17 protein-coding genes are annotated in these 24,942 nt (G+C 62.8%); 6 read left to right on the forward strand and 11 right to left on the reverse strand.

Going from position 1 to position 24,942, the window contains the following annotated elements; translation table 11 throughout:
- Positions 1–4 precede the first annotated feature (4 nt).
- Together C8C92_RS18105 and C8C92_RS18110 are read left to right on the forward strand one after the other, a co-directional pair.
- Positions 5–4,486, forward strand: coding sequence for a PAS domain-containing protein (locus tag C8C92_RS18105; RefSeq protein WP_133250791.1), 4,482 nt, complete (start codon positions 5–7; stop codon positions 4,484–4,486).
- Positions 4,483–5,406: a diguanylate cyclase gene (locus C8C92_RS18110; RefSeq protein WP_116744846.1), complete on the forward strand. Its 924-nt coding sequence runs from the start codon at positions 4,483–4,485 to the stop codon at positions 5,404–5,406. The genes C8C92_RS18105 and C8C92_RS18110 overlap by 4 nt, the downstream gene beginning before the upstream one ends.
- Here C8C92_RS18110 and C8C92_RS18115 read toward each other — a convergent pair whose 3' ends face one another.
- The 8 genes from C8C92_RS18115 to alaC all read right to left on the reverse strand — a co-directional run bounded on the left by C8C92_RS18115 (position 5,407) and on the right by alaC (position 15,478).
- A complete protein-coding gene (locus C8C92_RS18115) occupies positions 5,407–5,862 on the reverse strand; it encodes a MaoC family dehydratase (protein ID WP_116744847.1) in 456 nt (151 codons plus the stop codon). It abuts the gene before it with no gap.
- Positions 5,855–6,352: a MaoC family dehydratase gene (locus C8C92_RS18120; protein WP_116744848.1), complete on the reverse strand. Its 498-nt coding sequence runs from the start codon at positions 6,350–6,352 to the stop codon at positions 5,855–5,857. Before C8C92_RS18120 ends, C8C92_RS18115 begins: the two co-directional genes overlap by 8 nt.
- The gene (locus tag C8C92_RS18125; protein WP_116744849.1) at positions 6,349–7,494 is read right to left on the reverse strand and encodes an acyl-CoA dehydrogenase; all 1,146 of its coding nucleotides are present in this window, start codon (positions 7,492–7,494) and stop codon (positions 6,349–6,351) included. Before C8C92_RS18125 ends, C8C92_RS18120 begins: the two co-directional genes overlap by 4 nt.
- Before the next feature lie 16 nt (positions 7,495–7,510).
- On the reverse strand, positions 7,511–8,701 hold the full coding sequence (locus tag C8C92_RS18130) for an acyl-CoA dehydrogenase family protein (protein WP_116744850.1): 1,191 nt from the start codon (positions 8,699–8,701) through the stop codon (positions 7,511–7,513).
- A 365-nt stretch (positions 8,702–9,066) separates the two neighbouring features.
- A complete protein-coding gene (locus C8C92_RS18135; protein ID WP_071076735.1) occupies positions 9,067–10,656 on the reverse strand; it encodes a TrkA C-terminal domain-containing protein in 1,590 nt (529 codons plus the stop codon).
- A gap of 243 nt (positions 10,657–10,899) precedes the next feature.
- Complete coding sequence (locus tag C8C92_RS18140) at positions 10,900–11,394, reverse strand: hypothetical protein (RefSeq protein WP_116744851.1); 495 nt, start codon at positions 11,392–11,394, stop codon at positions 10,900–10,902.
- A 213-nt stretch (positions 11,395–11,607) separates the two neighbouring features.
- Complete coding sequence (metE, locus tag C8C92_RS18145) at positions 11,608–13,896, reverse strand: 5-methyltetrahydropteroyltriglutamate--homocysteine S-methyltransferase (protein ID WP_116744852.1); 2,289 nt, start codon at positions 13,894–13,896, stop codon at positions 11,608–11,610.
- A 364-nt stretch (positions 13,897–14,260) separates the two neighbouring features.
- Positions 14,261–15,478 (reverse strand): alanine transaminase, encoded by a 1,218-nt coding sequence (alaC, locus tag C8C92_RS18150; protein ID WP_116744853.1) that lies wholly within the window; start codon positions 15,476–15,478, stop codon positions 14,261–14,263.
- A gap of 339 nt (positions 15,479–15,817) precedes the next feature.
- Between alaC and C8C92_RS18155 the strand changes: the two genes are divergently transcribed.
- Entirely contained in the window at positions 15,818–16,471 is a 654-nt protein-coding gene (locus C8C92_RS18155; RefSeq protein ID WP_116744854.1) for a pentapeptide repeat-containing protein, read from the forward strand.
- 163 nt (positions 16,472–16,634) lie between these two features.
- Here the strand turns inward: C8C92_RS18155 and C8C92_RS18160 are convergent, their stop codons facing one another.
- Entirely contained in the window at positions 16,635–17,849 is a 1,215-nt protein-coding gene (locus C8C92_RS18160) for an MFS transporter (RefSeq protein ID WP_116744855.1), read from the reverse strand.
- Positions 17,850–17,963: 114 nt separating this feature from the next.
- Between C8C92_RS18160 and C8C92_RS18165 the strand changes: the two genes are divergently transcribed.
- Positions 17,964–18,890, forward strand: a complete 927-nt coding sequence (locus tag C8C92_RS18165; protein ID WP_116744856.1) for a LysR family transcriptional regulator — start codon at positions 17,964–17,966, stop codon at positions 18,888–18,890.
- 165 nt (positions 18,891–19,055) lie between these two features.
- Here the strand turns inward: C8C92_RS18165 and C8C92_RS18170 are convergent, their stop codons facing one another.
- Complete coding sequence (locus C8C92_RS18170) at positions 19,056–21,326, reverse strand: carboxy terminal-processing peptidase (protein ID WP_116744857.1); 2,271 nt, start codon at positions 21,324–21,326, stop codon at positions 19,056–19,058.
- A gap of 520 nt (positions 21,327–21,846) precedes the next feature.
- On the opposite strand from C8C92_RS18170, the gene C8C92_RS18175 reads away from it, so the two are divergent.
- Both C8C92_RS18175 and C8C92_RS18180 read left to right on the forward strand, forming a co-directional pair.
- Positions 21,847–23,817, forward strand: coding sequence for a methyl-accepting chemotaxis protein (locus tag C8C92_RS18175; protein ID WP_165829484.1), 1,971 nt, complete (start codon positions 21,847–21,849; stop codon positions 23,815–23,817).
- A 51-nt stretch (positions 23,818–23,868) separates the two neighbouring features.
- Entirely contained in the window at positions 23,869–24,141 is a 273-nt protein-coding gene (locus C8C92_RS18180; RefSeq protein WP_099763368.1) for a DUF2007 domain-containing protein, read from the forward strand.
- Between the two features lie 3 nt (positions 24,142–24,144).
- Here C8C92_RS18180 and C8C92_RS18185 read toward each other — a convergent pair whose 3' ends face one another.
- Complete coding sequence (locus tag C8C92_RS18185; protein ID WP_099763367.1) at positions 24,145–24,693, reverse strand: thymidine kinase; 549 nt, start codon at positions 24,691–24,693, stop codon at positions 24,145–24,147.
- Between the last annotated feature and the right edge of the window lie 249 nt (positions 24,694–24,942).

Below are 24,942 nucleotides of genomic sequence, written 5' to 3' on the forward strand. Positions count from 1 at the left end.
GCTGGTGCTCGCCTGGGTCATGCCGACGGCGCTCGTGTTTCTGCTGCTCGTGGCGCAAAGCTACACGCGCGAACGCGAGCATGTCGTCAGCGAAACGGCGCAGGCGGCGCGGGCAGTCGCCGCCGCCATCGAACGCGACTTGAACGGCGCCCAGATGGCCGCGCGCCTCCTCGCCGCCTCGCCCGCCCTGCAGACGGACGACATCGGCGCCCTGCGCACCCTGGCCGACAGCCTGTTGCAGCCAGGCCTGGCCTTCATCGTCTCCGACGCCAGGGGACGCCAGTTGATCAATACGGCCCTGCCCGCCAACCAGGCACCGCCCCCCTTGCCGCAAAAATGGGCCGCCAGCATGGAACGCACGCGCGAGTACGGCAAGCCGCGGCTGACCAGCCTGCTCATGGCGCCGGACGAGGTGCCGCGGCTGGCGCTGAACCTGCCCTTGCCGCGCGCCCAGGGGGCTGCCCATGTGCTGACGGCGCTGTACCCGCCCGACTACCTGCCCGTGCTGCTGCGCGAACTGCACCTGCCTGCCTACCTGGGTGCGGCCATCATCAATGCCGACGGCATCAACGTGGCGCGCACTCTGGCACCGCAACGCTACGTGGGCCAGCGCAGCGTGGCGCCCCTGCTGGAACAGATACGCCAGGCGCCCGAGGGCGTGCTGCGCCATGCCACCCTGGAAGACCTGGACGTCTACACGGGCTTTCGCCGCGCTCCCGACGACAGCTGGACGGTGGCTGTCACCATGCGCACCAGCACGGTGGCCGAGGCGCTGCTGGGCTCGGTAGTCACGGGTTCCGTCATCCTGGCCCTGCTGCTCGGTGCCGGCTTTGCCCTGGCCTGGCGCGTGGGCAGCCGCCTGGCCCGCACCCTGCAGGAACTGACTTTGCAGATCCAGGCGCTGGCGCAGGGCAAACCCTTGCTCTCGAACAAGCACGCGGACCGCGAATCGGCCGACATGGCCAGCGCCCTGGGCGCGCTGGAACGCGACCTGCGGCGCCACCGCACGCAGCTTGAAAGCCTGGTGGCCGAACGCACGCTGGCTCTGGAAAAATCCACGCGCCTGCTGGAAACCGTGTACGCGACGGCACCGATCGGCATGCTGTTCGTGGGCCTGGACTTGCGCATCGTCATGATCAACCACTACCTGGCCGCCATCCACGGCGCCAGCGTGACGCAGCATCTGGACCGTCCCGTGGGCGCCATGCTGTGCGACGACGCCGTGCGCGCGGACGTGGAGCGCTGCGTGCGCCAGGTGCTGGCGACGGGCATGCCCATCGTCGACATGGAATTGAACGGACACAGCGGCCGGCAGCGCGAACAGCTGAGTCATTGGATCATCTCGTATCACCCGATTTTCGGCCCGGAACAGCAGTTGCTGGGCGTGTCGGGCCTGTGGCTGGACATTACCGAGCGCAAGCGCAGCGAAGCGGAATTTCGCCACTCGAAACATTTGTTCGGCACCATCATCGAAAACATCCCGGCCATGGTCTTCGTCAAGCGCGCCGACAAGCTGAGCTTTGAAATGGTCAACCGCCACGCGGAACTGACCCTGGGACGCTCGCGCGAGCAATTGCTGGGCAAGACCGACCACGACTTCTTCCCGCCGCAGCAGGCGGCCGCCTTCGTCAGCGCCGACCGCAAGCTGCTGGCCACGGGGCAGATGGTGGAAATCGAACAGGAAGCGATCAATACGGCCGACGGCACCACGCGCCACTTCACCACGCGCAAGGTGGTCTTGCGCGACGATGCGGGGCGCGCCAGCCACGTGCTGGGGGTATCGATCGATATCACGGAACGCAGGCGCGCCACCGAGGTACTGCACGCCACCACCTGGCGCCTGGAACAGAACGAGCGCTTCATCCGCACCGTCACCGACAACCTGCCCGGCATGGTGTCGTACTGGGGCGCCGATCTGCGTTGCCGCTTCGCAAATAAATTCTATAACGAATGGTTTGGCCGCAGCAGCGCCGAACTGGCCGGCATCCACATGCGCGAATTGCTGGGACAGGAACTGTTCGACGTGTATGCACACCATGTCGACGGCGTGCTGGCGGGCCGGCCGCAAAGCTTCGAGCGCGACCTGCTCGACCCCACGGGCCAGGTGTGCCACACGTGGACCAATTACATCCCCGATGTCGACGACGGCGGCGGCGTGCGCGGCTTCTTCGTGCTGGCCTCGGACGTCTCTGAACTCAAGCGCACGGAATTGCGCCTGCATGAACTCAACGAGCAAATGGTGCGCGCGCGCGACAAGGCCGAGGCGGCCAGTATCGCGAAGAGCGAATTCGTCGCCAACATGAGCCATGAAATCCGCACGCCGATGAACGCCATCATCGGCCTGGCGCGCCTGCTGGAAGAGTCGCCGCTGGAACGGCGCGAACGCAGCTATGTCGGCAAGATCCAGATGGCCACGCAGTCGCTGCTCAATATCGTCAACGACGTGCTCGATTTCTCCAAGATCGAGGCGGGACAGATGCTGCTGGAACAGCGTCGCTTCCAGCTCGAACGCATGCTGGGCAGCGTCAGCGTGCTGCTGGCCAACAGCGCCTGGGCGCGCGGCGTGGAGCCCGTCTTCGTGCTCGACCCCGGCGTGCCGGACGAGCTGATCGGCGACGCCCTGCGCGTGGAACAGATCCTCCTCAACCTGGTGGGCAACGCCGTCAAATTCACCGCGCATGGCGAAGTGGTGTTGTCCATCGGCATGGTGGCCGAGGATGCGGCCAGCGCCACGCTCGAGTTTTCCGTGCGCGACACGGGCATCGGCATAGCCGCAGCCGAACAGGAACGCATCTTCGACGCGTTTTCCCAGGGCGACAGCGGCACCAGCCGCAAATACGGCGGCACGGGCCTGGGACTGGCCATCTGCCGGCGCATGGTGGAATTGATGGGGGGAAAACTCAGCGTGACAAGCGCGCTGGACCAGGGTTCGGACTTCCGCTTCAGCTGCCGCTTCGAGAAGGTGGCGCCACCACCCGAGCCGCCCGGCAAGAGTACGCCCAAGGCCCTGTCGCTGCTGATCATCGACGACAACGCCAGCGTGCGCGCCATGCTGGCAGACTGGTGCGCGGCGCAGGGCTGGCACAGCCGCAGCGCCGACAGCGGCAAGGCCGGCCTGGCGCTGCTGCGCGCCAGCGCCAGCGGCCGGGACGGCTTGCCGCCAGCAGATCTTGTGCTGCTCGACGCGGCCATGCCCGGCATGGATGGCATTTCCATGCTCACCGAGGCGCGCGCCGACGAACACCTGGCGCTGCCTCCCGTGATCATGCTGGTGGCCGACCAGGATAGCGAAAACCTCGAACGCCTGGCCGACAGCCTGATGCTGGCCGGCATCGTGTCGAAACCGGCGACCCCGGCGCGCCTGCTGGCGGCCGTGACGGCCGTGCGGGATGGACGCAATGGCCGTAGCGCCGCGTCCGCGCTGCCCGTATCCACTCCCCTGTCGGGCTTGCTGGAAGGCATGCGCGTGCTGCTGGTGGAAGACAATGAAATCAACCAGGAAGTGGCGCAGTACATCTTGCTGCACTCGGGTGCGCGCGTGGCCATGGCCGCCAACGGCCAGCTGGCCGTCGACATGCTCACCAACACGCCGCACGCCTGGGACGTGGTGCTGATGGATTTGCAGATGCCCGTCATGAATGGCTATGACGCCACGCTGGCCATCCGCGCGCTGGGCTTGCCGGACTTGCCCATCATCGCCATGACGGCCAATGCCATGCACGAGGACCGCCTGCGCGCCATCGCCAGCGGCATGAATGCGCACGTGGCCAAACCCATCGATGTCGACGATATGATCGAGACCCTGACGCGGCTGGTGCCGGCGCCCTTGGGCGGCGGCGACAACGCCGTGCAGGCAGGCTACGCCGTCGCGGAAACGCCGGACCTGCCGGCCACGGTGCCCGGCATCGACCTGGCGGCGGCCCTGCAGCGCTTCGGCGGCGACTACGGCGCCTTCCTGGCCCTGCTCAAGCGCTTTGAGAATTCGCAAGGCGACGCCGTCGAAGAAACACGGCGCCTGCTGGCCGCTGGCCGGACGCAGCAGGCGGCGCAGTTGCTGCACCGCGTCTGCGGCGTGGCGGCCAACCTGGGCGCCACGCACGTCGCCAGCCTCGCCGCCGAGGCGGAAAAGGCGCTGAAAACGGGGCCATCGCACGCCACGGCCGCCTTGCTGGGACAGCTGGAACTGGCGATGGCCGAAGTCATCAACGCGACGCGTGCCCTGCCCTCGCCCCTGCGGCGCGGCCAGCCGCCAGGTGCCGCGTCCGGCAGCGCGCCGCTCGACGTGCACGTCGGCCTGGCCGAACTGCTTGTATTGATCCGCAACAATAACCTGAAGGCGCTGGCGCACTTCCACGCCCTGCACCCCGCCCTGCAACAGTCAGACCGCGAAGCGGCCCTGGCGATGGCAAACGCGATCGAGACCCTGAATTTTTCCGAAGCGGAAAAACTCGTGCTCGATCAGCTGAAACGAGAGGAAAACAAGTGAGCTGGACCAACCTTGCCATGAACGGGCGCATCCTCATCGTCGATGACGCCATGGAAAACATCCAGATCCTGCACCAGCTGCTGCGCGAGGAACACGAGGTGCTGTTCGCCCTGAGCGGCGAGAAAGCGCTGGAAATTGCGCAGAATCAACTGCCGGACCTGATCCTGCTCGACGCCGTCATGCCCGGTATGGATGGCTATGCCGTGTGCAGCGCCTTGCGCGAATCGGCCCTCCTCTGCGCCATTCCCGTCATCTTCGTCACGGCCCTGAACCAGCCCGAAGACGAGACGCGGGCGCTGGAAGCGGGCGCCGTCGACTTCATCACGAAGCCGTTCAACGCGGCCGTCGTGCGGGCCCGCGTGCGCAGCCAGCTGACCATCAAGCGGCAAGCCGACGCCATGCGCGAACTGTCGCTGACGGACTCGCTGACGGGCGTGGCCAACCGGCGCAGCTTCAACGAGACCATGGACAGCGAATGGCGGCGCTGCGCGCGCGATGGCGTGCCGATGGCCCTCATCATGGCCGATATCGACCACTTCAAGGATTACAACGACACGTATGGCCACCAGGCGGGCGACCTGTGCCTGCAGCAGGTCAGCGCCGCCCTGCGCCGCTGCGCCGTGCGCCCGCCCGACCTGCTGGCGCGCTACGGTGGCGAGGAATTCATCATCCTGCTGCCGCAGGAAACGCGCGACGGCGCCGAAGTGGTGGCCCAGCGCATCCTCGACGAAGTGCGCGCGCTGGAAATTGCCCACGCCAGGTCCAGCGCCGGCCCCCACGTCACCGTCAGCCTGGGCATGGCCAGCGTCATGCCCACCGAAGGCATGGACCCCAGCGCCCTGATCCGCGCCGCCGACGCCCTGCTGTACCGCGCCAAGCATACGGGGCGGGACAGGTATTGCGCGTCGGAAGCGGAGTAATTACGGATAGCAGCGCATCAAAAACTCCGCCACGCACACGGGTTTCGTATCCCCTTCCCGCTCCATGGTGACGGCCCAGTTCACTTGCGCCCCTTCCGGCAAGTCCTCGACGCAGAGGATGTCGAGCCGCGCGCGCAGACGGCTGCCGACGGGCACGGGCGCGGGAAAGCGCACCTTGTTCAGGCCGTAGTTGATCGCCATGCGGATGCCGGCCATATTCAAAGCGCCCTGCAGCATGGCGGGCAGCAAGGACAGTGTGAGAAAGCCGTGCGCCACGGTGCAGCCATAGGGCGACTCGCGCGCGCAGCGCCCGGCATCCACATGAATCCACTGATGGTCGTCGGTGGCGTCGGCAAAGGTGTCGATGCGCTGCTGGGTAATGGTGAGCCAGTCGGAGACTGCCACGTGCTGTCCCGCCAACGCCTGGAAACCGGCGATGCCGGCGATATCACGCACGGGACGGCTCCCCTTGTTGCACGGGACGGCGGCCGAACATGCCCATGCCTTCGACGGTGGTCACCACCTCGCCATGCTGGTTGCGCACGCTCCACACGGAAATGACGATGCCGCGGTCCGGCTTTGACGTCGATGGGCGCACTTCCTTGACCTGGTAGGTCAGCTGCAAGGTATCGCCCGCGCGCACGGGTTTGAGCCAGCGGATGCTGTCCAGGCCGGGCGAGCCCATGCTGGACGAATGCTTGAGCAGATTGTCCACCACCAGGCGCATCATCATGCCGCAGGTGTGCCAGCCGCTGGCGATGACGCCCTTGAAGATGGTTTTTTCCGCCGCCGCATGGTCGACGTGAAACGGTTGCGGGTCGAAATCCATGGCGAAGGCGATGATTTCCTTCTCCGTCACGTGGCGCTGGCCCAGGTCGATTTCCAGGCCTTGCGTAAAGTCTTCGAAATACCAATGCTTGGGTTTGATTTCCGTCAATGCGGTCATGCGGTCTCCGTCGGCAAAAAACCCGGCTGGGCGATAAAACGCTCGATATGGTGCTCCACGTCGCCCAGGGTCAGGGCGATCATGGAGAGGCGCTTGAAATGGTGGGCGGCGGGCAATTCGTCCGTCACGCCCATGCCGCCATGCAATTGCACGGCTTGCTGGCCGACAAAGGTGGCGGCCAGTCCCACGCGCGCCTTTGCGGCGGAGACCGTGCGGCGGCGCTCAGACGCATCCTCGCTGTCGACCTTGGCGGCGGCCAGCATGGCCATCGAACGGGCCTGCTCCAGGTGGATGAACATGTCGGCCATGCGGTGCTGCAAGGCCTGGAACTTGCCGATGGGCGCGCCGAATTGCTGCCGGGTCTTCAGGTATCCCAGAGTGGCGGCAAAGATGGCATCCATGGCGCCCACGGCTTCCGCGCACAACAGGGCGGCGCCATAGTCGAGCGCAGCATCGAGCACCGGCCAGCCCTGCCCCTTTTGTCCGATCAGCGCGTCCTGGCCCAGCACCACTTGCACCAGGGTCACGCTGGCGGCGCGCTGGCCGTCGATGGTGCGGTAGTCGCGCACAGTAACGCCGGGCGCGTCAACAGGCACGAGGAAGAGCGAAATACCGTCCGTGTCCATCTGGCCGCCGCCGCTGCGCGCCGAGACGACGAGCGCACCCGCCTGCGCGCCGTGGATGACGACGGTTTTCTCGCCATCGAGCACGAAACCGTCGCCGCTGGCGATGGCACTCGTGACGATGTCGTGCATATCGTGGCGCGACTGGCGCTCACCGAGCGCGCACGCGAGCTTCAGGCTGCCGCTGGCGACCTGTTCCAGCACGCCATCGTGGCCGCCCGCCAACGTGAGGAAACGCGCGCCCAGCACGGTGGCGAAATACGGTTCGACCACCAGGCCGCGGCCCAGTTCCTGCATCACCAGCAGCATGTCGACGGCCGTGCCGTCGAAGCCGCCCGCGCCGGCCGGCAGCGGCAAGGCCGTCATGCCCAGCTCGGCCAGGGTGGCCCAGGCGGCATCGGACGTGCCCGCGGCCGAATGGACGATCTGCTTGCGCGTTTCAAATGGGTAATCTTTGTCGACCCAGCGCCTGAGCGCGTCGGCAAATTGCTGCTGTTCCTGATTAAAATGGAAGTCCATGTCGTCTCCTTCTGGCTTACAAGCCCAGGATCATCTGCGTGATGATGTTTTTCTGGATTTCATTCGAGCCGCCATAGATCGATGTCTTGCGGTAATTGAAGTAATACGCGGCCAGCGGCGCGGCCAGGTCGTCGCCGCCTCCGCTGTGCGGTGCGCTGCCGTCGAGAAATGCGGGGTCGAAGGGCAAGGCTTGCGGGCCGATGGCTTCCACCATCAGTTCCGTCAGCTGCTGCTGCAGCTCCGAACCGCGCACCTTCAGCATCGAGGCCTGCGGTCCCGGTCCCTTGCCTTCGTCGCTGATGACGCGCAAGACCGTCATTTCCAGCGCCATCAATTCGATTTCCAGGGTGGCGACCTTGGCCGCAAAGGCGGGATCGTGCAGCAGCGGCGCGCCGCGCTTGGTTTGCTGCATGGCCAGCTGCTTGAGGAACGTCAGCTCGCGCTTCGAGCGTCCCACGGCGGCGATGCCCGTACGCTCGTGGCCCAGCAGATACTTGGCGTAGGTCCAGCCCTTGTTTTCCTGGCCGACCAGGTTGCTAACGGGCACGCGCACGTTGTCGAAGAAGACTTCATTCACTTCATGTTCTTCATCGAGCATGATGATGGGGCGTACGGTGATACCCGGCGTTTTCATGTCGATCAGCAAGAAACTGATGCCTTCCTGCTTGCGCACCGTGCTATCCGTGCGCACCAGGCAAAAGATCATGTCGGCGTGCTGGCCCAGGGTGGTCCAGGTTTTCTGGCCATTCACGATGTAATGCTCGCCGTCGCGCTCGGCCGTGGTTTTCAGCGAGGCCAGGTCGGAGCCGGCACCGGGCTCGGAGTATCCCTGGCACCACCAGTCGTCGCAATTCAAAATGCGCGGCAGATAATATGCTTTTTGTTCGGCGTTGGCGAAGGCCATGATGACGGGCGCCACCATATTGACGCCGAAAGGCAGGATGGGCGGCGTGGCGGCGCGCGCGCACTCGTCTTCCCAGATGTGGCGCTGCACGGCCGTCCAGCCCGTGCCACCATGTTCGACGGGCCAGGCCGGCGCGGCCCAGCCTTGCTGCGCGACAATCTTGTGCCAGCGCACATAATCATCACGGTTCAGGCGCAGATGCTGGCGCACTTTTCGCTGCAAGTCCGCCGGCAGATGGGTGTCGAGAAAGGCCCGCACGGAGTCGCGGAAAGCCGTCTCCTCGGCCGTGTAATGCAAGTCCATGTCTGTCTCCTTGTTCTTATCGGTTGCCGTGATGACTGCACGCAAGGAAGCTCAGCGCACAAAAAAGCACGACCGTTCTCAAGGATTGTACAACAGAATAGGAGACACGCCAGGGGTTTTACAATGGCTGGCGCGGCAAGGGGGAGCGGGTGGAACTGGCTGAATGCCGCCGTTGGCGGCTTGCGCCCAAAGCTGGCCTTGAATGGATGGAAAGGCTGGCCTCAGAAAAATCGGGACCACCATTCGAGCGGTCATGGAAGGTATCTACGGCGCTCCTGGCTGTATCGACTACGTCCAGAAGAACTATCGCCATCATTCAGGAAGTCAGGTTCATGCATTGTTTCGATGTCTGGCATTGACCGCAATCACCCATACAAATGCAGCAACACCTGCACGGCGACGATCTTGACGATGGTCATGCTGGGGAAAATCATGGCGTAGCCAAGGTTCGGGCGGTCCGACTTGGCCAGGCGGTTGGCGAACACCAGCACGGCCGGGTTGCCCGTGGCGCCGGCCGCAATGCCCAGCAATTCAGGAAACGGCAGGCGCAGGAAGATCTTGCCCAAAATCACCACGAGGGCCACCACCACCAGCACCGTCACGGCGCCGAGCACCAGCATGGGCAAGCCATCGGCGCCCACCTGCTGCACGAACGGCAAACCGGAGGCCATGCCGACGGAGGCGAGGAAAATCGTCAAGCCATAGTTGCGCATGACCAGATTAGCCGACAGGGGCAAGCGCCAGCTGATCTTGCCGACTCTGCCCAGGCGCCCCAGTATCAGCGCCATCACCAGCGGCCCGCCAGCCAGGCCCAGGCTGAACGAGCCTATCCACGGCAACGGGATCGGCACCAGGCCCAGCAGCACACCCAGCACCATGCCCATGCCCAGCGAGACATAGCTGAATTCGGCCGTGGCCGTGATGGAATTGCCAAACAGTTTGCGCACGTCGGCCGCATGTTTCGCTGGCGCAATGGCCATCACCCTGTCGCCGAATTCCAGCGTCAGGAACGGGTGCGGCAAGATCATGGCGTCGCCACGGCGGATGAACGCGATCTGCAGCGGGAAGTCTTTTGCCAGGTTCAGCTCGCCCAGCGGCACGCCGACGATTTCCGCGTCCGACACGAACACTTCCGTGCCGTCGAACGCGCTGCGGTCCTTCATCAAGCGGCCCGGATCCAGGTGGCCCAGCGCCGTGCGTGCCGCTTCCACGCCTGCCACCGTGCCCGACACCATCAGCGCGTCGCCCACGCCGAGCACCAGGCCCGGATCAGGCAAGCGGTTCTGGTGGCCCTGGCGAACGCCGATCACTTGCACGCCCGCCAGCGGGCCATCGGCCAGTTCGGACAGGGCAGCGCCCGCCAATTTCGCTTCATCGATGGTAATTTCCGACACGACGATGGGCGCAGGCGGCGGCGTCAGCACGGGTTTTAGTATGCGCCCGGCCAGGTACAGGCCCAGCATGGGGCCGACGACGCCGAACGGATACGCGACGGCATAGCCGACGGCCGCGTCGCCATTGCCGTGCGACGCTTCCAGCGCCGCCTGCAGGGCCGCCGTGCTGGTCATGGCGCCGGCAAACACGCCGCTGGCCATACGCAGCGAGATATCGATCCACTGCCCGCCCCAGACGGACACGGCCAGGCCGCCCATGACGGCGGCAAAGGCGATCAGATTGTGTTTCTGGCCCGCGCCGCGCAAGCCGGCGAAAAATTGCACGCCATATTGCACACCTATGCCATACAGAAACAGCAGCAAGCCGATGGAGCCGACCATCGGCGGCGGTACGGCCCCGGGAGCAAAGGCGCCCAGCGCCAGCCCCGCGAACAGCACGCCACCCACGCCCAGCGAAAAACCGAACACGCTGATGCGCCCCAGCGCATAACCGGCGCCGATGACGAGAAACAGGGCGAGGATCGGCGTGGACTCCAGCGTGTGGCGAAATAATTGAAGCATCAAACAACCTTGATCTGGAGAAAGCCCAGTTTAGCATGCACAAAAGCAACACGATGGCCATGATGACAAGCAAGCGTGCGCGCGTTGATACGGTCAAAAATGGGCAAAAAAAAGCCCGCTACGGGAGCGGGCTGAATCTAATTCCTGTGAGGAAGTAGAGGAGACAGGTGAATGATGCCGCATCGCAGCATCATTATCCAATTGCATGTTGTGATGATAGAAATATGCTTTATCAATATCTCGTCAGACCGTTCCGAAAATAATGAGTTTTCGATGCGATCCTGGTTCACGCGTCACCAGCACGCGGGCTTGCTCTACGGTTACGCAATCCTGCGGCGCAAACCCCGGTGGCACTGTCGGCACATCGCGCGCGATGCGTTGCGGATCATTAATCACGTCATAGTCTGCACGCTTGAAAAACAGCTGCTCGATACCGGCGTCGCCTTCGGACATCGGTGTGACGACGATGAGCGACCAACGGCCTTCCTCACCGAGAAATTTCTTTTGCTTCAGGAACGCGTTAACGCGATCTGCATGCGGCGCCGAATCGCTCAGTTCGCTCTCATAAAGGCCCATCGGACACAGCAGCGTGCCGGCTGGCCACCCCATATCCGGCAACGCTGTGAGCGTGTCCGGACGCAACTGGGCCAGATGGCGGTCGAACGGGTGTTTTTCCGCCGAACAGGCACCGAGCGCCATCAGCGCGAGCATGCCCACGGCGCGCAACAAAGAAATCATCAACTTCCCTTCTTTTATGTGTATGGTAAAACAAGGGTATCTTAAGCGATGAAGCAAAAAAAAGCCCGCTGCGGGAGCGGGCTGAATCTATTTCCTTGGAGGAAGTAGAGGAGACAGGTGCAATGATGCCGCATCGCAGCATCATTATCCAATTGCATGTTGTGATGATAGAAATAGCTATTCCCTATATCTGCCCTCTCCCCCCGGCCAGCCTCAGGCCGCGTTATCGCCGCGCAAGGTCTTTGCCGCCACCACCATGTTCGCCAGCGCGGGAATGACTTCTTTCCAGCCGCGCGTTTTGAGGCCGCAATCGGGGTTGACCCACAGGCGCTGCGCGGGAATACGCTCGGCCGCCTTGCGCATCAGTTTCACCATCTGTTCCTGACTCGGAATGTTGGGCGAGTGAATGTCGTAGACGCCGGGGCCGATGTCGTTCGGATAGTTGAAGTCATCGAAGGCGTCCAGCAATTCCATGTCGGAACGCGAGGTTTCGATCGTGATGACGTCCGCATCCATGTCGGCGATCTGCGCGATGATGTCGTTGAATTCCGAATAGCACATGTGCGTGTGGATTTGCGTTGCGTCAGCCACGCCATTGGCCGTGATGCGGAACGATTCCACGGCCCAGCGCAGGTATTCGGCCCATTGCGACTTGCGTAGTGGCAAGCCTTCGCGCAGTGCCGCCTCGTCGATCTGGATCACGCGGATGCCGGCCTGTTCCAGGTCCAGCACTTCGGCGCGCATGGCCAGCGCCAGCTGGTAGCACGATACGGAGCGGGGCTGATCGTCGCGCACGAAGGACCAGTTCAGGATGGTGACGGGCCCCGTCAGCATGCCTTTCATCGGCTTGTCCGTCAGCGACTGGGCGTAGGTGCTCCACTCGACCGTCATGGCACGGGGGCGGCTGATGTCGCCGAACAGGATGGGCGGCTTCACGCAACGCGAACCATACGATTGCACCCAGCCGAACTGGCTGAAGGCGTAGCCATCGAGCTGTTCGCCGAAATATTCCACCATGTCATTGCGTTCCGCTTCGCCGTGCACGAAGACATCCAGGCCCAGGGTTTCCTGCTCCTTGACGCAATGGGCGATTTCCGCCTGCATCAGCTTTTTGTAGCTGGCTTCGTCCAGCTGGCCGCTGCGCAACTGACTGCGCGCCTGGCGGATTTGTGCCGTCTGCGGGAAGGAGCCGATGGTTGTCGTCGGATACAGCGGCAGTTGCAGCAGCGCAGCTTGCTTGGCGGCACGCTCGGCATAGCCGCTGGCGCGCCGGCCCAATGTGGCATCGATGCGCGCCACAGCCGCTTTCACTTCCGGATTGTGCACGCGTGGCGACTGGCGGCGCGCTTGCACGGCCGCATGATTGGCATCGAGCGCCGCCTGCACGGAGGCGCGGCCCTGGTTCAGGGCGCCGGCAATAGTGTGCACTTCATCGAGTTTTTGACGAGCAAAGGCCAGCCAGGAGCGGATATCGGCAGCGAGCTTTTGTTCGCTATCCAGGTCGGCGGGCACGTGCAGCAGCGAGCACGACGGCGCGATCCACAAACGGCCTTGCAGGCGGGCATGCACGGGTTCCAGCCATGCCAGCACCTCATTCAAGTCCGTCTTCCAGATATTGCGGCCATTCACCACACCCAGCGACAAGACGCTGGTGGCAGGCAACTGCGCGATGACTGGCCCCACTTCATCGCGGGCATTGATGGCGTCGAGGTGCAAGCCTTGCACGGGCAGCTTGCACGCCAGTTCCAGGTTATCTTGCAGCTTGCCGAAATACGTGGCCAGCAGCAGTTTGACGTGATTGTCCTTGCTCAAGGCCTCGTAGGCCGTGAGCAGCGCTTGCCGCCACTCACTGCCCAGTTCCGTGACGAGGATCGGTTCGTCGATCTGCACCCATTCCACGCCTTGCGCGGCCAGTTCCTGCAGCAATTGCACGTAGACGGGCAGCAAGCCTTGCAGCAGCGCCAGCTTGTCGGAATCATCCTTGGCCTTGCCCAGCCACAAGTAGGTGACGGGGCCGATCAGTACGGGCTTGGCTTTTACACCGAGCTGGCGCGCTTGCGCCAGTTGCTGCAACAGGCGGCTGCTGTCGAGCTTGAATTGCGTGTCGGCTGCAAATTCCGGCACGATGTAGTGATAATTGGTGTCGAACCATTTCGTCATTTCACCGGCGTGGACGCAGCTGCAATCGCTGTCGCTGGCCGAACGGCCACGCGCCACACGAAAATAGTTGTCGAGCACCACGCCTTCCAGGCCGCGCACGCGCTGCGGCAAGTTACCTAGAGTAAAGCTCAGGTCCAGCACCTGGTCGTAGAAGGAAAAGTCGCCGACGGGCGCGAAGTCCAGCGCGTTCTGCTCCTTCCAGTGGCGCTGGCGCAACTCCGCGCCCTGGCCTTCCAGCGCGTCCAGGCTGCTTTGGCCCTTCCAGTAATCTTCCAGGGCGAATTTCAGTTCGCGTTTGGCGCCGATGCGCGGGTAGCCCAGATTGTGTGTCGTGACGGTCATGACGGTGCTCCTTATGAAGTATGTACACATCATAGAAGGTTCCATCCATTAAAAATAATGATAATATTTTATATATCCATGAATGCTACTCATGTGAAATCATGCTCGAACGCGTCTGGCCGTCTTGCGCGGGTCACGCCCGCCCCGCTGAAACGGACGACGGCATCGCCTACCTGCACTGTGTGATGGCGACGGGCAAAAAAAAGCCCGCTACGGGAGCGGGCTGAATCTATTTTCTTGGAGGAAGATAGAGGAGACAGATGCATGATGCCGCGTTGCAGCATATAAAACCACTTTATATTCGTGATGTCAGAAATACGCTGTAGTGATATTAGGGGCAACAGTTAATTCCATGCGGCAACTTCTATGCTGTCGCTTCCGTTTTTGCGTCGCCGGAACGCAACATATTCTTAATGCCCCGCAACGCCTGCCGTACGCGGGCCTCGTTTTCGATCAGGGCGAAGCGCACGTATTCGTCGCCGTACTCGCCGAAACCGATGCCGGGCGAGACGCTGACCTTGGCTTTTTGCAGCAGCAGCTTGGCAAACTCCAGCGAACCCAGGTGGCGGTAAGCCTCGGGGATATGCGCCCAGATGTACATCGACGCCTTCGGCTTTTCCACCATCCAGCCCGCTTCATGCAAGCCTTTCACCAGCACGTCGCGGCGGCGCTGGTACTGGGCGCAGATTTCCGTCACGCAGCTTTGATCGCCTTCCAGCGCCGCAATGGCCGCCACTTGCACGGGCGTAAAACTGCCGTAGTCGTGATAGCTCTTGATGCGCGCCAGGGCCGACACCAGTTCCGCGTTGCCGACCATGAAACCGATGCGCCAGCCCGCCATGTTGTAGCTTTTCGACATGGTAAAGAACTCCACGGCCACGTCGCGCGCGCCGGGCACCTGCATGATGGACGGCGCCTTCCAGCCATCGAAGGTGATGTCGGCGTAGGCCAGATCATGCACCACCAAAATATTGTGCTGCTTCGCCAGCGCCACGACACGTTCGAAAAACTCCAGTTCCACGCACTGCGCCGTGGGGTTGGACGGAAAACCCAGCACCATCATCTTCGGTTTCGGATAGCTTTCGCGGATGGCCCGTTCCAGTTCGGCAAAGAAATCCACGCCCGGCCCCATGCGCACGGAACGGATGTCGGCGCCGGCGATCACGGCGCCCCAGATGTGGATCGGGTAGCTGGGATTGGGCACCAGCACCGTATCGCCACGGTCGAGTGTCGCCAGCATCAAATGCGCCAGGCCCTCTTTCGAGCCGATGGTGACGATGGCTTCGCTGTCCGGGTCGATGTCGACCGCGTAGCGCTTCTTGTACCAGTGCGCAATCGCGCGGCGCAGCCGCGGAATACCTTTTGACGCGGAATAGCCGTGCGTATCGGGGCGTTTCACCGTTTCGATCAGCTTGTCGACGATGTGGGCCGGCGTGGCGCCATCGGGATTGCCCATCGACATGTCGATGATGTCCTCGCCACGGCGGCGCGCGGCCATCTTGAGCTCGGCGGTGATATTGAAAACGTAGGGGGGAAGGCGATTGATGCGCGAAAAGCTGCGCGGAGCTTGGCTGTCGGTCATGATATCTCTTTACGTAAGCGCCCGGATCCGTCCGAGCGACGTTGGCGCAATGCATGCGCCTGCAACGATACTAACCCGGTTTATCCAGCACTGGCAAGGGCGCAGTCAAGCCGTTACAATGCAGGCTGATCGAAAATGAGCGCACCGGTTGGTAACCCGGTAAGTGCCCGGCACCGTCCGGCATGCTCCCGCCCACGCGGACCCACGGCGCTGACCCTTGGCTGTACCACCAGCCGGGGAGGTGTTCTGGTTCGTGCATTTCCCGCCGCGCCATCCCTCCCCTGCGTTTTTACTTTAGGAATGAGACGGATGGCAACACACGACACCGCAGCAAGCAGCATGACCCTGGACCGCGCCGGCATCGAGCAGCAACTGGCGCAAGCAGTGCACCACTTCATCGATTGCGCCTTCGATGGCGAAGACCTGTCGCGCCTCGACCTGCAGGGCTGCACGTTTGAACGCTGCACCTTTGCCGAAACCAGCTTGTTCGCCAGCAAGCTGGCGCGCAGCACCTGGCGCCGCTGCCGCGCCGGCAGCGCCGATTTCGAATCCGTCGACGCCGTCGACGCCACGTTCGAAGGCTGCGACCTGAACAACACCAAATGGCGCCGTTCCAAGCTGGCCTCGGTCACCTACCGCGGCTGCAAGCTGACGGGGGCGTCTTTCGAGGAAGTGGCCCACCTGGGCCTCACCTTCGAAGACAGCCTGCTGGTGGGCGCCGATTTGCGCGGCTTCTCGTTCCGCAAGGCCATCTTGAAACAGCTGGATTTTTCCGATGCCTACCTGGCCGGCTGCGACTTCCGCGACGCCGTCTTCGAAGGGGGCAGCTTGCGCAACGCCACCATCAAACTGGCGAAGTTCCAGGGCGCCGACTTGCGCGGCGCCGATATCGACGGTTTCAAACTGAGCGAAGCGGCCTTGCTGAAAGGCGCCGTCATCACGCATGCGCAGGCGGCGAACTTCATGCGCGCGCTCGACCTGGTGGTGATTTAATCTGAAAAGACAAAAAAAAGCCCGCTGCGGGAGCGGGCTGAATCTATTTCCTTGGAGGAGATAGAGGAGACAAGTGCATCTTGCGGCATCGCGGCATATCACGCCACTTTATATTCATGATGATAGAAATTACTGCCAGTGATAATGAGCGGGCATCAGGGTTTCAAGCCGGGCGGCGCGTGGCCAGCGGTAAAAATTCTGCCAGCCACACCAGCAGGGCCAGGCCCGGAAACGCCATGCCGGTCAGCAAGGTCGCTGGCCAGCCGTAGCTGGCGTACACCCAGGCACCGATGGCCGAGCCTGCCGCGCCGCCGGCAAAGAACAGCGCGAAATACAGGCCATTCAAGCGGCCCCGCACTTCCGCGCCCAGGCTGAAGATGGCGCGCTGGCCCAGCACCAGATTCGCCGCCACGCCCATGTCGAGCACGATGGAAGCCGCCACCAGCAAGCCCAGCGCCAGGTGCTTCGATGTTGGCGCGAACATCGGCAAGGCAAACGCGACGATGCCCAGCGCCAACGCGGCAGCCGTGGCCGGCAAGGTGTGGCCCGCATCGGCCAGTCGGCCGGCGATGGGCGAGGCAATGGCGCCGGCCATGCCGACCAGGGCAAAGATAGCGATGCCCGTTTGCGACAGGCCGAACGCGGGGCTGGACAACACCAGCGGCGTGACGGTCCAGAACAGGCTGAAGGCGCCAAACAGGCCCGCATGGTAGGCGGCGCGGCGGCGCAGCACGGGCGTGCCCAGCAGCAGATGCCACAGCGAGGCCATCAGGGCCGGATATTTCATGTTCGACACGGGCTGGCGCACGGGCAAGGCGCGGCGCAGGACTGCTGCCAGCGCCAGCATCAGCACGGCGGCGCCGCCGAACACCACGTGCCAGCTGGCGTGCGCGGCTACCAATGACGCCACGGGACGGGCCAGCATGATACCCAACAACAAGCCGCTGACGACCTTGCCCACCGTCTGACCCCGCGTCGCTTCCTGCGACAGGTGGGCGGCAAACGGCACGATCACTTGCGCCGCCACGGAACCGAGGCCGATGGCCAGCGCAGCGGCCAGGAACACGATGGCGCCCGTGCTCATGGCCGCGACCACCAGGGCCGTGGCCGTCACCAGCAGGGCCGTGATGATCAGGCGGCGGTTTTCCAGCAAATCACCGAGCGGCACGACAAACAGCAGGCCCAGGGTATAACCGACTTGCGTCAGCGTGACGATCAGCCCGGCCGCCTTGGCCGACAGGCCCGTCGAGGCGCTGATGGGCCCGACGAGGGTTTGCGCGTAATACAGGTTGGCCACGATCAGGCCGGAAGCGACGGCCAGCAGCAGCACCATGCCGGGCGCAATGTCGTGGGGAGCAATAGATGAGGCCTTGTTCATGTTGTTTCCTCGGTTCGATAGGGATGCTGCCATTCTAGGCAAAACCGGGGCAAAGATAATTAGCGCATAATCTACTTACACTTTTCACATAAAATGAACAATGGAAGCTATCCCATGGACAAGATCAAGGCCATGCAGACCTTCGTGCGCATCGTCGAAGCCAACAGCTTTTCCAAGGCGGCCGAGACCTTGAATTTGCCGCGCGCCGCGCTGACGGCCACCCTGCAAAAGCTGGAAGCCTACCTGGGCACGCAATTGCTGCAGAGAACCACGCGCCGCCTGTCCCTGACGCCGGAAGGGGCCGAGTACTTTCGCCACTGCATCGATATTTTGAAAGCCGTCGACGCGGCGGAACTGGCGTTCCGTGGCCCCGACGCGACAAAACCGCGCGGCTTATTGCGCATCAACTTGCCCAATACGGTGGGCCGCAGGCTGGTCGTGCCGCATATCGCGCACTTCCACGCCGCCTGGCCGGACGTGCAATTGCAGCTGAGCCTGACGGACCGCCTGGTCGACCTGACGCAGGAAGGCATCGATTGCGCCTTGCGCGTGGGCACCTTGCAAGATTCCGCCTTCATCGGCAAACAGGTCGGCCTGATGCGCTTTGTCACCTGCGCGTCCCCTGCTTACCTGGCGCGCCACGGCACGCCGCACACCCTGGCGGAGCTGGCCACACACAGCGGCATCATGCATTACTCGGGCCGCACGGGACGCGCCTTCGACTGGGATTTCCAACAAGGCAAGGAGGTCGTGCGCGTGCAGATGGCCGGCCCCATCGCCGTCAACGATGCCGACGCCAGCGTCGCCTGCGCCTTGCAGGGGCTGGGACTGGCGCAGGCGGCCGTGTACCAGGTGCGCGAGCACCTCGACAGCGGCGCGCTGGTCGCCGTGCTGGCCGACCACCCGCCGACGCCCATGCCCATGTCGCTGCTGACGCCACAAGGGCGGCTGGCCACGCCCAAGCTGCAGGCGTTTGCCGGCTGGCTCACGGCCTTGCTGGCCGCCCAGCCCGACGTGCAACTTCCAACGCACAAAATCTGAGACAAAAAAAAGCCCGCTACAAGAGCGGGCTGAATCTATTTTCTTGGAGGAGAATAGAGGAGACAAGTGCATTATGCTGCATCGCGGCATATCAATCCAATTGATTGTTGGAATGATAGAAATACGCGAAACAGATAACTCTCCCCTCCCCTTACTCCACGTTCATTACTTCGATGTCGCCGCCACCGGTGTCGCCTTGACATCGGCAGCATACGGCAAGACCTTCGATGCCAGGCGGGTATCGGCCTTGATCAGCGCCACTTCGTCGGCCAGGATGCGCGCCGCTTCGTTCAGCAGCACGTCCTTGGCGCTCTTGGCGGCCGTTTCGGCGTCCAGTTCGGCGCTGAGGGCGCGCTCGTCACCCTGCAAGCCGTCGTCGGTGCGCAAGGCGCCCTTCACGGCGGCGATCTGCTTGGCCGTCTTGCTGGCCGCTTTCGCGCCCTTCAGCACGTCTTTCGGATCAGGAATCACCACCAGATCTTCGGCAGGATTCGAAATTTGCGCGATCAGGCGTTTTTCACGCGCCTTGGCGCGCGCTTCCTGGGCATCGCGCTCCTTGCGGCGCACGGTTTCATTGAGCGAAATCTGGTTTTCCTTGCGCTGCTTGACGACCAGGGCTATGTCATCGAGCAAGTACTGGAAATCCTTGTCCTTGGCCACGCGCGCTTCATGTTTCTTGTCCAGCAGCGGCACGATATCTTTCAGGTCGCCCGTCGGCATGTAGGGCGCCGGCTTGATGGCCACCCATGGCAAGGCATTGTCATAGCTCGATTCGCCGAAGTTTTCCGCGTCCGACATGGCTGGCAGCTTGATGTCGGGGGTGACGCCGCGCAACTGCGTGGTGCCGCCATTGATGCGGAAGAATTGCGCGATGGTCATTTTCAGCTCGCCGAAACGGGCTTTCTCGCTGCCGCCGAAACGGTCGAGGTTGAACAAGGTTTGTACGGTACCCTTGCCGAAGCTGCCTTCGCCGATGATCACGCCACGGCCGTAGTCCTGCACGGCGGCGGCGAAAATTTCGGAGGCCGATGCCGAGCCGCGGTTGATCAGCACGCCCATCGGACCGTCCCAGGCCAGACCCGCATTCGTATCGCTTTCCACGTCGACCTTGCCTTCGGCATTGCGCTGCATCACGACCGGGCCCTTGTCGATGAACAGGCCCGTCAGTTCGACGGCTTCGTTCAGCGAACCGCCGCCGTTGTTGCGCAAGTCGATCAGGACGTTGTCGACCTTATCCTTCTTCAGCTCGGCCAGCAAACGGCTGACGTCGCGCGTGGCGCTCTTGAAATCCTTGTCGCCACGGCGGCGCGCTTCGAAATCCTGGTAGAAGGTCGGCAGGGAAATGACGCCGATGCGGCGCTTGACGCCGTTGTCACGCACTTCGATGACCGATTTCTTCGCCGCCTGCTCTTCCATACTGATTTTCTTGCGCACCAGCGGCAAGACCACGTGCTTGGCGTCCGGGCCGGCGTCGGCCGGCAGGATGTCGAGGCGCACCACGGAATCCTTGGCACCGCGGATCAGCTGCACCACGTCGTCGATGCGCATGCCCAGTACTTCGGTGATGGGACCGCTTTCGCCCTGCCCCACGCCGACGATGCGGTCGCCCACTTTCAGCTTGCCCGACAAGCCGGCCGGGCTGCCCGGCACGACTTCGCGCACCACCGTGTATTCATCGCGCGTCTGCAGCACGGCGCCGATGCCTTCGAGCGACAAGCGCATGGCGATGTCGAAGTTGTCCGAGGCGCGCGGGCCCAGGTAATTGGTATGCGGTTCGATCGACATGGCATAAGCATTCATGAAGATCTGGAACACATCTTCGCTGTTGAGCTTGCGCGCACGGGTGGTGTAGCTTTCATAGCGCTTGTCCAGCGTTTCGCGGATCGCCTTGTCTTCCTTGCCCGCCAGTTTCAGGCGCAGCCAGTCGTTCTTGACACGCTTGCGCCACAGGTCGCGCACTTCCTCCTCGCTCTTCGGCCAGGCGGCCTTTTCGCGGTCGATCTGGTAGCTCTCGTCGGCGGCAAAGTCGAACTTGGTTTTGAGTAATTCACGCGCATATGCCATGCGCTCGTCGAAACGCTGCTGGTACAGGTTGTAGATGGCAAACGGCGCCGTCAGGTCTTCATTGATGATGGCGTCGTCCAGCCTGGTGCGCAGCGGGGCGAAACGGTCGATGTCGGCCTGCACGAAAAACAGTTTTTCCGCGTCCAGGGACTTGAAATAGCGGTCGAAGATTTTCTCCGACATGGCGTCATCGAGCGGCATGGCCTTGTAATGGACGCGCGTCAAGACGCGCGATGCCCACAGGGCGGCCTGCGTTTGCTGGGCCAGCGGCTTCATGGTGAGCGGAGGAGCGGCGCTCTTGTCCGTCTGGGCTGCGCCAGCGTGGGCTGACAGGGCAAGCACCAGGGTGACCAGCATCATTTGCTTCTTCATCGGCTTCTCCGAAAATTAGTTGAATCAATTCCAGGCAGCGCAGCTATGCATGCGCCAGCCAGCAAGACAGTAAGGGGAATACACGACTGGTCTGCATATTATTCTACAGGATACGGCCAGGCAGTCTCCCATGGAAGATCAGTTTCTTCCTGGAAGCTTAAACGCGGATTAAAGGCCGCGTCTCATTCATTACAAAGTGAAACATTCGTGACAAAAATCACATCCCCCGCCAGCGATGAAGATCAACACGCTCCATTGAAATCAAAAAAGTCAATAGCCAACCTTTACAATCCTTGATGCAGATGATGTTTTTATGCGAAAAAATGATTCCTGCGGGAAACACTTAGTAACAAAAGGCAAGCAACATGCTATCATCGCGCCCTGAAATTTTGCTTGCACGCGCGCAGCTCCCAAGCGGGCACGCCTGCGCTTCAAGCGCATCCCCCACCAGATCCCCTCCCCATGTGTCATGTCATGACCAGGAATGGCCGAGCTGATTACCCTTTGCCAGACTCACACTATGCCTACAATTTCGTTCTCCCCCCGCCACTGGAGTGTCGGCGGCAAGATTACCGTCTTCACGTTTGCCCTCGTCAGCCTGATCCTCGCCAGCCTGACGACCTTGATCAGCATCCGCACCTCGACCGTACTGGAACAGCGCGCCGAAGCGGCCGTCACCAGCGAGCTCAATAGCGTCATGACGACCACGCAAGTGTTCCACACGGCCATGGTCAACGAGGCAGCCAGCTTCGCGCGCCTGTTCGCGGCCGAATTTCCCGGCCCGTTCACGGTCGACGCGGGCGCCATGGTGGCCGTGGCCGGCAAGGCCACGCCCGCGCTGGCCAACGGCGGCAAGGTGCTCAACCTCGACACGGCCGTGGTCGACCGCTACACGGCGCAGACGGGCGTGATCGCCACCATCTTTGCCGCCAACGGCGATGAATTCGTGCGCATCAGCACCTCGCTGAAAAAGCAGGATGGCGAACGCGCCATCGGTACCCAGCTCGACCACAATCACCCCAGCTATGCGCCGCTGCACGCAGGCCAGCGCTTCGTTGGCATGGCCACCTTATTTGGCAAGCAATACATCACCCAGTACGATCCCGTGCGCGATGCGGGCGGCAAGGTGGTGGGCGTGCTGTTCATCGGTCTCGATATCAGCAAGAATCTGGCCATGCTGAAAGAGAAGATTCGCCAGGTCAAGATCGGCCAGACGGGCTACATCTATATCGTCGACACAGCGCCCGGCGCCAATTACGGCCACCTGGTGCTGCACCCGAACAGCGAAGGCAAGAGCGCGCTCGACTTCAAGGCCAGCGATGGCCGCCTGTTCATCCAGGACATGCTGGCGCAAAAAGACGGCGCCATGCGCTATACGTGGACGGCGCCGGGCGAAACGCGTGCCAGCGCGCGCGAAAAGCAGCTGTATTACCGTCAATTCAAGGAGTGGCAATGGATCATCGCGGGTGGCACGTTCACGGACGAAATCACGCTTGAGGCGCGCCAGCTGCGCAAGCAGCTGGCCATTTCCGGCTTCATCGCCCTGCTCGTCTTCGCCCTGCTGCTGTACTGGCTGGTGCGCACCCTCGTCTCGCGCCCGCTGGCTGCCGCCGAAACGGCCGCCGCGCAAATCGCTGCCGGCGACCTGACGGTGCACCTCGACACAACCAGCCTGGACGAAATCGGCCGCCTGCTGCGCGCCATGAACCGCATCAGCGACAACCTGTCGCAAGTGGTCGGCAATGTGCGCGGCAGCGCCGGGCAAATCGCCACGGCGTCCGGTGAAATCGCCAGCGGCAACCTGGATTTGTCGAGCCGCACGGAACAGCAAGCCAGTTCGCTGGAAGAGACGGCCGCCTCGATGGAAGAACTCAGTTCCACCGTGCGCCAGAACGTCGATCACGCCCAGCAGGCAAGCCGGCTGGCGCGCGACTCGTCGACCCTGGCAGCCGAAGGCGGCGCGGCCGTGGCGCAAGTGGCCAGCACCATGGACGCCATCCGCAGCTCCTCAAACAAGATCGCCGACATCATCGGCGTCATCGACGGCATCGCCTTCCAGACGAATATCCTGGCCTTGAACGCGGCCGTGGAAGCGGCCCGCGCCGGCGAGCAGGGACGCGGCTTTGCCGTCGTCGCCACCGAGGTGCGCACCCTGGCGCAGCGCTCGACGGCCGCCGCAAAAGATATCAAGGACTTGATCCAGGCGTCCGCCAGCACGGTGGACCTGGGCCACGCGCAAGTGAGCCAGGCCAGCGCCACCATGGATACCGTGGTGGCCAGCGTACAGCAAGTGAGCACCATCATGGCCGAGATCGCGCAGGCGAGCGACGAGCAGCGCAGCGGCATCGAGCAAGTCAACCAGGCCATCGCCCAGATGGACCAGGTGACCCAGCAGAACGCGGCCCTGGTGGAAGAAGCGGCCGCGGCCGCCGACGCCCTGCAAGAGCAGGCGCATGAGCTGAACCAGGTGGTGGGCGTGTTCAAGCTGTAAGAGCAATCCGGGTGCTAAGATGGGGACGAACCCACCTTGCCAGGAGACACGATGCACGACGACTACGTTTTAATAGCCCGGCTGATGATCCCCACGGATGCGCACGTCATCCGCGGCTGCCTGGCAGCGGCCGGCATCGACGTGCTGCTGACGGACGACCAGCACATGCAGGCCGACATGCTGCTGGCAGCCGCCATCGGCGGCGCCCGCGTCATGGTGCGTGAACACGATGTGGCGCGCGCGAATGAAATCCTGGCCGCCTTCGAGCGGGGCGATCTGGCGCTGGCGGACGATGCCGATGTGGGAATGCCCGTCGCCGAGTAAAGTTTAGGAGTAGAAACAGCGCCCGCATGCCTGGCGGTAACTCTCGTTGCCGCCAATACTGATCTGTTCACCTTCCTTGATGCGGTGGCCCTGTTCATCCACGCGGATGTTCATCGTGGCCTTCTTGCCGCAGGTACAAATATTCTTCAATTCCTCGATATCGTCGGCCAGCGCCAGCAGATAGGCCGAGCCGGGGAACGGTTCGCCCTTGAAATCCGTGCGCAAGCCATAGCAGATGACGGGCACGCCCTTCACTTGCGCCAACTGGTGCAGTTGCTGCACCTGGGCCGTGCTGAGAAATTGCGCCTCATCGACCAGCAAACAGGCGACCTGGGGAATATCATCGAGGAAATTCGTATCGGCATGGAAGATATCGACCTGGCGCTGCGGACCCAGGCGCGAGGTGACTCTGCCCACACCGTAGCGGCTGTCGATGGCGGCCGTGTACAGGCGCACCTGCTGGCCCTGCTCTTCATAGTTGTGCGCGACTTGCAACAAGGCTGTCGACTTGCCCGCGTTCATCGCGGAATACCGGAAATAAAGTTTTGCCACTGCCGCCTGCCCTGTCTGTCTGATTATTCTGGATACTGTTTAGCACCTTTTCGAGGCGTGATTATAAATCGCAATGGAGGACTTGCGGCAGCTTAATGGTCCTGCCATTGGCGCGGCAAGCGGGCGAAAAACGGCGCATACTCGCATCGCGCACCTTGCCGCCGATATGCGCAGGGCGCATATGCAAGCATATAAACATTCGTTCGCCGCACTCGTCCACCCGCCTACACTGCGCGGCACGGAAGGCTG

Origin of the sequence: Janthinobacterium sp. 78, assembly GCF_003096775.1 — a bacterium.
Classification (GTDB): Bacteria; Pseudomonadota; Gammaproteobacteria; order Burkholderiales; family Burkholderiaceae_D; genus Janthinobacterium; species Janthinobacterium tructae.